At 68.6% G+C, this 7,333-nt stretch carries 8 protein-coding genes; 3 read left to right on the top strand and 5 right to left on the bottom strand.

Annotated features, from left to right (window positions below):
- From RJ03_RS22325 to RJ03_RS22310, 4 genes are all read right to left on the bottom strand, one after another.
- The coding region (locus RJ03_RS22325) for a Dyp-type peroxidase (protein WP_036505515.1) at positions 1 to 1,041 on the bottom strand (1,041 nt) is incomplete at its 3' end.
- 64 nt (positions 1,042 to 1,105) lie between these two features.
- Positions 1,106 to 1,432: a cupin domain-containing protein gene (locus tag RJ03_RS22320; protein WP_030517171.1), complete on the bottom strand. Its 327-nt coding sequence runs from the start codon at positions 1,430 to 1,432 to the stop codon at positions 1,106 to 1,108.
- A gap of 132 nt (positions 1,433 to 1,564) precedes the next feature.
- The gene (locus RJ03_RS22315) at positions 1,565 to 2,071 is read right to left on the bottom strand and encodes a dihydrofolate reductase (RefSeq protein WP_036505512.1); all 507 of its coding nucleotides are present in this window, start codon (positions 2,069 to 2,071) and stop codon (positions 1,565 to 1,567) included.
- On the bottom strand, positions 2,068 to 2,880 hold the full coding sequence (locus tag RJ03_RS22310; RefSeq protein ID WP_036505510.1) for a thymidylate synthase: 813 nt from the start codon (positions 2,878 to 2,880) through the stop codon (positions 2,068 to 2,070). Before RJ03_RS22310 ends, RJ03_RS22315 begins: the two co-directional genes overlap by 4 nt.
- A 71-nt stretch (positions 2,881 to 2,951) precedes the next feature.
- Between RJ03_RS22310 and cobF the strand changes: the two genes are divergently transcribed.
- From cobF to RJ03_RS22295, 3 genes are all read left to right on the top strand, one after another.
- The gene (gene cobF / locus RJ03_RS22305) at positions 2,952 to 3,704 is read left to right on the top strand and encodes a precorrin-6A synthase (deacetylating) (protein WP_036505544.1); all 753 of its coding nucleotides are present in this window, start codon (positions 2,952 to 2,954) and stop codon (positions 3,702 to 3,704) included.
- Between the two features lie 131 nt (positions 3,705 to 3,835).
- A complete protein-coding gene (locus RJ03_RS36205; RefSeq protein ID WP_051025080.1) occupies positions 3,836 to 4,783 on the top strand; it encodes a hypothetical protein in 948 nt (315 codons plus the stop codon).
- A 147-nt stretch (positions 4,784 to 4,930) separates the two neighbouring features.
- Positions 4,931 to 5,797 carry an Fpg/Nei family DNA glycosylase gene (locus tag RJ03_RS22295; protein ID WP_036505509.1) on the top strand — a complete coding sequence of 289 codons (867 nt, stop codon included), beginning with the start codon at positions 4,931 to 4,933 and terminating at the stop codon, positions 5,795 to 5,797.
- 1 nt (position 5,798) lies between these two features.
- Here RJ03_RS22295 and RJ03_RS22290 read toward each other — a convergent pair whose 3' ends face one another.
- The gene (locus tag RJ03_RS22290; protein ID WP_036505507.1) at positions 5,799 to 7,319 is read right to left on the bottom strand and encodes a carboxylesterase/lipase family protein; all 1,521 of its coding nucleotides are present in this window, start codon (positions 7,317 to 7,319) and stop codon (positions 5,799 to 5,801) included.
- Between the last annotated feature and the right edge of the window lie 14 nt (positions 7,320 to 7,333).

The raw sequence follows: 7,333 nt of genomic DNA, 5'->3' as shown, positions 1-7,333 counted from the left end.
CCTTTTCAACGTGCCGATACCGAGAGAGCCGTCGCCGGAAGGCGCGGCCGCGGACAGCTCGGCGATACCGGCTGCCCCGAGTTCCAGGTCCTGTTCCGCATCCGCCTCCTGCTCGGGGGCGTCGGGAAGGTCGTCGAAGAAATCGTTGGCCGGGGTGAAGAACAGCGTGCCGGTGATCGCGGTGGAGAAATCGAGAATCCGGTCGTACGGCGCTTCGTCGGTGCCGAGGAACATGCGCACCAGCATCCGCTCGGTGACATCCGGGGTGGCCGCGTAAGCGATGTAGTACGTGCCGAATTCGCCCTCGCGGACACTGCCGAAGGGCATGTTGGCGCGCAGGATCTGGCGTTCGGTCCCGTCCGGATCGATCAGGGTGTTGACCGCCACATGGGAATCCGCCGGCTTGTCCTCGTCGGACAGTTCCAGATCCTCGAGTTTGGTACGGCCGATGACGAGCTGCTGCTCCTCGACGGTCAGCGAACTCCACGCCTCCAGATCGTGCAGATACTTCTGCACGACGACATAACTTCCGCCGGCGAAGTCGGGATCCTCGTCACCGATCAGCGCCGCGGCGACCGCGGCGGGACCCTCGGGATTCTCGGTGCCGTCGACGAAGCCGAGCAGATCGCGCTGTTCGAAATAGCGGAATCCGACCGTCTCGTCGATGATCGTGGCCGCACCCTTCAATCGGGAACCGATCAGCATCGCCAATTCGAAACAGGCGTCCGGCAATTCGCCCTTGATGTGAAACAGCAGATCGCCCGGCGTGGCCGGGGCCTGATGCTTCGGCCCGGCGTAGCCCGGAAATTCGTGCAGTTCAGCGGGTTTCGGACCGGCGAACAGCCGATCCCAGGCGGCGGAACCGATACTCGTCACGCAGGACAGCTGCGTCTGCGGCACCCGGAATCCGATCGAGCGCCGCAGTCCCGCCAACTCGGCGAGAAGATCGCGCACCACCGGCTCACCGCCCTCATCGATGGTCGCGACGAGGAAGATCGCGGCGCGCGAGAGCGGATCGAGGATCGGCTGCGGCTCACCCATGATCAACAGGGTACGGTGCCCGCCCGACAGCGCGTGCGCACGGCCCGGCCCGGCGAGACCCGCCTCACTTCGCGACGGTCAGCAGGAATACCGCGTCGTCGATCGCTTTCACACTGTGCCGGGCCGACGGAATGACCAGCAGATCGCCGGGCGATCCCTTCCACTCGTTGGTGCCGCAGATCAGAATCAGGGTTCCGGTCAGAACCTGCAGGGTGGCTTCACCGTGAGTTTCGTGCTCGGCCAGGCTCTGGCCGGCGGTCAGCGCGATCAGGGTCTGGCGCAGGCTGTGGGTGTGGCCGCCGTAGAGGGTTTGCGAACTGCGCCCACTCGTGGCGGACGCGGCCAGCTTCAGCTGCTGGCGAGCCGCCGCCGTCAGCGATTTCTTGTCCATGATCTGCCTCTCGCGGTTCAGCCGGAATCGGGGCTGTGGTCACAGGCTGGATATCGCTGAGTATGCCGGACCCACCTCGCCCGGTCGGGCGTTTCGCCGATGCGATTCGGGTTCGAGACCTGCCGGGCCCGTTCAGCCGACGGTCGCCGGGGCGGTGTCGCGGGCGAAGCGCCGGATCCGGTAACGCAGACCCGAGCGCGACTGCGACCAGGGCGCGTCCTCCACCTGCCACTCGCCCTCGATCGCGGGTGCGTAGGCGTCCCCGGGGATATCGGTGTCGACTTCGGTGACCATCAGGTCGGTCGCGTAATCCATTGCCTGCCGGTAGATTTCGCCGCCACCGATGATCCACACGGTCTCCGCGGCGGCCAGTGCGATGGCGCCGGCCACCGAGTCGGCGCGTTCGGCGCCCGGCGCGGACCACTGCGATTGCCGCGTGATGACGATATTGCGCCGTCCGGGCAGCGGCCGGAAGCGCGCGGGCAGCGAATCCCAGGTGCGCCGGCCCATCAGCACCGGATGATCGCCGGTGACCGTTTTGAAATGCGCGATATCCTCGGGCACTCGCCACGGGATGGCGTTGTCGGCGCCGATCACCCCGGCCGGGGTCTGCGCCCAGATCAACCCGATGCGGCTCATACCGCCACCGGCGCCTTGATCGCCGGATGATGGCGGTAGTCGAGCACCTCCACATCCTCGAAGGTGTAGTCGAACAGGCTCGGCGCGGGCCGCAGATGCAACCGGGGGAACGGATACGGTTCGCGGCTCAGCTGTTCGCGGACCTGGGCCAGATGATTGTCGTAGATGTGGCAGTCGCCGCCCGTCCAGATGAAATCGCCGGGCTCCAATTCCGTCTGCTGCGCGACCATATGGGTGAGCAGGGCGTAGCTCGCGATGTTGAACGGCACTCCGAGGAACAGGTCGGCGCTGCGCTGATAGAGCTGACAGGACAGTTTTCCGTCCGCCACGTGGAATTGGAAGAACGCGTGGCAGGGGGCCAGCGCCATCTTGTGCAGATCCGCCACATTCCAGGCCGAGACGATGATCCGGCGGGAGTCCGGGTCGGTGCGCAGGGTTTGCAAAACCTGCGCTATCTGGTCGATATGGGTGCCGTCCGGCGTAGGCCAGCTGCGCCACTGGACCCCGTAGACCGGGCCCAGTTCACCGTGCGCGTCGGCCCATTCGTCCCAGATCGTGACGCCGTGGTCGTGGAGCCAGCGGACATTGGAATCGCCGCGCAGGAACCACAGCAATTCGTAGACGATCGACTTCAGATGCACCTTTTTCGTGGTGATCAGCGGGAATCCGGCGGAGAGGTCGTAGCGCAGCTGGTGTCCGAAGATCGAACGCGTACCCGTCCCGGTGCGGTCGGATTTCGGCGTACCGCGCTCGAGTACCAGCCGCAGCAGATCCTCGTACTGAGTGTCGTTTCCGGGCGCGCCGTCCATATCCGCAAGCCTAGCCTTCGGGCGACCACCGCCCTCATCGCGTGGTGGTCCGCTGGCTAGCCTGGGGCACCGTGCGCATGCTCTATGTGATCGGAATCGGCGCCGGTGATCCCCGGCAGGTGACCGTGCAGGCGGTCGAGGCGATTCGGCAGGTCGACACGTTCTTCGTCATCGGCAAGGGCGAGACCAAGCGGGAATTGACCGAGGTCCGCGCCGCGATCCTCGCCGGACATGCCGCTCCGGAGCATCGTGTGGTGTCCATCGCCGATCCGCCGCGTGAACGCACGGTCGAGGGCGCCGCCGATTACCGCGAGGTGGTCGAGGACTGGCATCGCCGCCGCGCCGGACTGCTGGCCGAGGCATTCGATGCCACCGAGGGGGTCGGCGGCATCCTGGTCTGGGGTGATCCCTCGCTCTACGACAGCACCCTGCGGATGGTGCAGCGAGTGCTGGACGCGGGAACGCGATTCGAGTACGCGGTGATCCCGGGCGTCACCAGCGCCCAGGCCCTGGCGGCGGCTCATCGCATCGTGTTGCACGAGATCGGCGAACCGGTGCACATCACCACCGGTCGCCGCCTGCGCACCGAGGGCGTGGCGGCCGACGGGTCGACGCTGGTGATGCTCGACGGCGAATGCTCGTTCACGCAGGTGCCCGGCGACGATCTGCACATCTGGTGGGGCGCCTACCTGGGGATGCCGGACGAGACGTTGATCGAGGGTCCGCTGCGCGCGGTCGAGGATCGAATCGTCCGGCGCCGCAACGAACTTCGGGAAGCCAAAGGATGGGTGATGGACATATATCTCTTGCGCAGAGCCGATTAGCGGACGTTCGTGCCGCGGATATGTCCGAAATAGCCCCAAAATTGCTGTGGAATAAATCGATACGAATGTGATCCAGACCACCGGCCGGTTCGAATCACTGTCATTCGATCGAAATCCGACTGGAGGTTTTCATGGCAGGGCAGCATTCGGCGGCATCGGGGCAGTGGTGCCGGCGCGTTGGTTCCTCACTCGTCATCGGCGCGTTGCCACTGACCGTGGCGCTGTGGCAGACGGGTGTCGCGGGGGCGGCCGCGCCGACCGCCGATTCGGGTGTGGCGCCGGCCGCCGGGATGCTGCCGGACGCCGGGACCGTCGCCGCCGGCGCGGCGGATGCCGTGGCACGCGTGGTCGCGCAGGCCAACCCGTGGCAGTTCCAGCCGAGTGCCGCGACCGATCCGGCCGTACCGCCCTTCGCCGCGCCGGTCGCCGACGCCGAACCGAATGCCTCCGCCGAAGCGCCCGCCGCCGCGCCCGCCCCGGGCGCCGTGTCGGCGAACCGCAACGCCGCCAACAGCACTCGGGCGGTCCCCGATCTCACCGCGCCGGCCATGGTGAATCCGGGCGCACTGCATCTGCCCGACCTCGCCCATCCGGCGCCGCCGGTGGCGCCGATCAAGGCCCCCGAGGGCACCATCCGGATCGGTTCGGTCGTCACGCCCCGGCCCGATTTCATCGATCCGCAGCTGACCGCGCAGATCAACGATTCGGCCGCGCAGACCGAGGCGGGGCTGGCGCAGACGCTGGACTCGGCCGGATTCGAGCCGTCGCGCTCCGACCGCATCGCCGCGGACACCCTCGGCGGCGCGGTGATCGGGTCCAGCGTGGGCAATATCGTCAGCAGCCCGATCGCGAGCACCAGCGCGGTCGTCGGCGCGGTCGCCGGTTTCATCGCCGGAATCCCGTTCCTGCCCGCGGGCCTGGTCGTCATGCCGGTCGTCGGCGCCGCCATCGGTTACGCGGTGATCGCGGCGCCGGCCGCCGCCGCGGGTGCCGCGATCGGCGCCGGAGTGGGCGCGATCGAGGGTGCGGTCGCCCCCGGTGTGGCCACACCGCCGCAGGCCGCTCCCGCTCAGATGTGATCCGAATCGCGTTCCGTTGTGATTCGCGCGTTCCGTGATGCCGACGGCCGTGTTCTCCCGGTGGGAACGCGGCCGTTCGCGGCGGCCGGGCCGGCGGCCGCCGCGTGAATGCGGCCGGTTGTCGGTGGGCGCCGGTAGGCTGCGGGAATGCCCGAGTTGCCGGAGATCATGGCGCTCGAACAGTTTCTGGTCGAGCATGCCGTCGGCGCGGTTGTCGGGCGGGTCGACGTCGCGGCGCTGAGTGTGCTCAAGACGTTCGATCCGCCGGTGACCGCGCTGTCCGGGCGTGACGTCACGGGCGCCGGGCATTGGGGTAAGCATCTGGGTCTCGACTGCGACGGGCTGTGGCTGATCACGCATCTGTCCCGTGGCGGCTGGCTGCGCTGGATCGACGAACCCGGTGCCGCGCCGCCGAAACCGGGGAAAGGCCCACTGGCGCTGCGGGTCCACTTCTTCACCCCCGAGGGCGCGACGCCCGCCTTCGATCTCACCGAGGCCGGAACGAAGAAGCGGCTCGCGGTCTGGATCACCGAGGACCCGCAGTCGGTGCCCGGAATCGCCCGCCTGGGCCCCGACGCGCTCGAGATCTCCGAGGACCACTTCGCCGAACTCCTCGCCGGCACCTCGCAGCGACTGAAAACCGTATTGGCCGATCAGACCGTGCTGGCCGGCATCGGCAACGCCTACTCCGACGAGATCCTGCACGCCGCCCGGCTCTCGCCCTTCGCCACCGCGTCCACCCTCGGCGCGGACAAGGTCGCCGAGCTGTACCGGGCGATGCGCGGCATCCTCACCGACGCGATCACCCGCTCCGTCGGTCAGGACGCGGCGCGGCTCAAGGGGGAGAAGCGGTCGGGCATGCAGGTGCACGCGCGGACCGGACTGCCGTGCCCGGTCTGCGGTGACACCGTGCGCGAGGTCGCCTACGCCGACAAATCGTTCCAGTACTGCCCGACCTGCCAGACCGGCGGCAAGATCCTCGCCGATCGGCGTATGTCCCGGCTGCTCAAGTAGTTCAGACCAGGGCCGGAACCCGGACTCCGTGCCACGCGAGCCGTTTCGTGCGATCCGGATCGACCTCCACCCGCGCCGGGCTGTCGATGATGCGGGTGCTGCGGCGCTGTTCGGTGTACTGCGGCCAGGACGGCAGCGGCTCTCCCTTGCGGGCGAACGAGAGCCAGTTGTCCTGGAATTCGCGCTGCACCGCGAGGAAGTCCCGATAGCCGCCCGCCGCGGTGAGGCCGCGTCCGATGGGGCTGTCCACCCCGCCGAACACCGGAATCAGATCGAGGGCGTGGGTGGCGCCGAAGCCGGCCAGCTGGACCGCGCGCGGAGCGTAGTCGAGCCGATAGGCGTAGGTCGGGGCGTGACGGCTGTGGCCCTCGAGCACCTCCACGGTGGGACGCCAGAAGACGAAGTCACCGCCCATGCGCACGGCGGCCCGCCGTGACGGATAGCCGGGATAGGCTGCCACGACCCGCTTTTCGAGGTCGGCGTCGCCGCATCGCGACAGCGCCACGTGCAGTTGTCCGGGGGTGGTGGGCAGGCTGCGGTCCCAGCGTTTGAACAGGGTCGCCTCGTCGCGGTTGGTGCCGATGATCAGCGGGACGGCGTGGGCGCGCCCGGCGGCGATGGCATCGATCGGATCCATCGGCAGGAACTCGCCGTCGACGACCGGGGCGGCGGGGAAGCTGCCCGGCTGCCGCCACAGCACATCGCCGATCGCGCGGTCGGCGGCCTTGCGGATGTCGTTCGCGCCGGCGCTGCTCAGCGCCTCGGCCGCCGCTCGCGACGTGGCGCCCGGATTGTCGACGCCCAGATTTTCGACGCAGCGCCGGGCGAAGATCCGCGCCTCCTCGGCGGTCAGCGACCAGTCCGCCGGCGCGCTCTGCGCGATGCCCCGATGAAACAGCCCGGCCGCCGCCGGGGTGGCGAGGAGGCTGACCACCGCGTGCGCGCCGGCCGATTCGCCGAAGATGGTCACATTGTTCGGATCACCGCCGAAGGCCGCGATATTGCGTTGCACCCACCGCAGGGCCGCCACCTGGTCGCGCAGCCCCAGATTGGATTCGAACGGCCTTGTCGCCGTGGAGAATTCACTGAAGTCGACGTAGCCGAAGGCGCCCAGCCGATAGTTGAACGACACGACGATCACATCGCCGCGCAATGCCAGGCGGGCGCCGGAGTACAGCCGCAGCGCCGAGGTGCCCAGCACATAACCGCCACCGTGGATGAACACCATGACCGGCCGGGGCGCGGTGGCCGGTTCCAGAGGCGCGGTGACGTTCAGGGTCAGGCAGTCCTCGCTCGTCGGCTGCGGGCCGCGCGGGCCGATGCGGGCGCCGTCGCGCTGCTGCATCGCGGCGAATCCGTATTCGGTGGCCATGCGCACCCCGGACCAGCTCTCGACGGGCTGCGGCGCGCGGAAGCGAAGATCGCCGACGGGCGGTGCGGCGAAGGGAATCGAACGCCACTGCGCGATGCGGCGCCGCCGGAGACCGCGGACAACGCCGTCGGCGGTCGTGATGTCAACCATTACCCGATGGTAAC

Origin of the sequence: Nocardia aobensis NBRC 100429, assembly GCF_000308375.1 — a bacterium.
In the GTDB taxonomy this organism is placed as follows: Bacteria; Actinomycetota; Actinomycetes; order Mycobacteriales; family Mycobacteriaceae; genus Nocardia; species Nocardia aobensis.
This window is presented reverse-complemented; position numbering and strand designations above follow the sequence as displayed.